Here is a 729-nt window from a genome sequence, read left to right as displayed (position 1 = left end):
GAAGAAATGCTTGAACAACTCGACCAGAAAGGCATCCGCGTCACCAACGGGGCGAGACGGCTTTATGTCGCGTTGAACAACGGAGTCAAAGCTGAGGTGCTGGGTAACTGCGGTCCCGCCACAATCAGCTTGGTTGACGGGATGATTGTTGTGGAAGAGCAGACTCTCCACTAAGGGCAGCAGCATGGGCAAAAAAGTACACATCATTTGTGGAAAGTGCGGCAGTGACGAGATGAACTTTGTCATCAATGGACACTGTCCAGACGATCCCCAGAATGTTGCCAGTATGTCCTGCTCAAATTGTTGCGAACTGACAGGCATAGCCGAGTGGTCGGAATTTAATGGACGTGAGCTGAAAGGTGAAGCCGTCGCCCTATCAACACCGGCAAACGTGAATGCTCTTCTAGGATTGCTTCGCCAGGCGATGGACAGCGTTGAGTATCGCCTCTATGGCGGGGGCATGTCATTGAGCGGTAATGATGCTGCCGAACTCATAGACCTCCAGGAGCGAGCTGAGAAGGTCTTGTCTGTTCTTCGGAGTGATCAGCATGAGTGATTTATACGAACCGCTTGAGTTTGTGTTCTGCGGCTTTAGGAAAGGGGACGCTGGGCTATTTATCTCGGTAGCCACTTTGCGCGATGGTGTTTTAGGCCGTGAGATGTATTTCTCAAAGGGAAAAAGCAAAAGGCGCTGGGTTGTCGGTGGCATTTACTCAGGGGCCTCGTTTT

Annotated in this window: 1 protein-coding gene and 1 pseudogene; both read left to right on the top strand. The window is 51.4% G+C overall.

All coding sequences use genetic code 11. The features are described from left to right. Positions 1-184: 184 nt before the first annotated feature. Entirely contained in the window at positions 185-556 is a 372-nt protein-coding gene (locus tag R7Q09_RS25445; protein ID WP_000516918.1) for a hypothetical protein, read from the top strand. Beyond that, positions 549-729: pseudogene (locus R7Q09_RS25440) on the top strand (hypothetical protein); the annotation flags it as partial. The gene R7Q09_RS25445 and the pseudogene R7Q09_RS25440, both read left to right, overlap by 8 nt.

Source organism: Vibrio sp. 2130-1 (assembly GCF_033339515.1).
The sequence above is the reverse complement of the archived record's forward strand: the minus strand, read 5'-3'. Positions and strand labels throughout refer to the sequence as shown.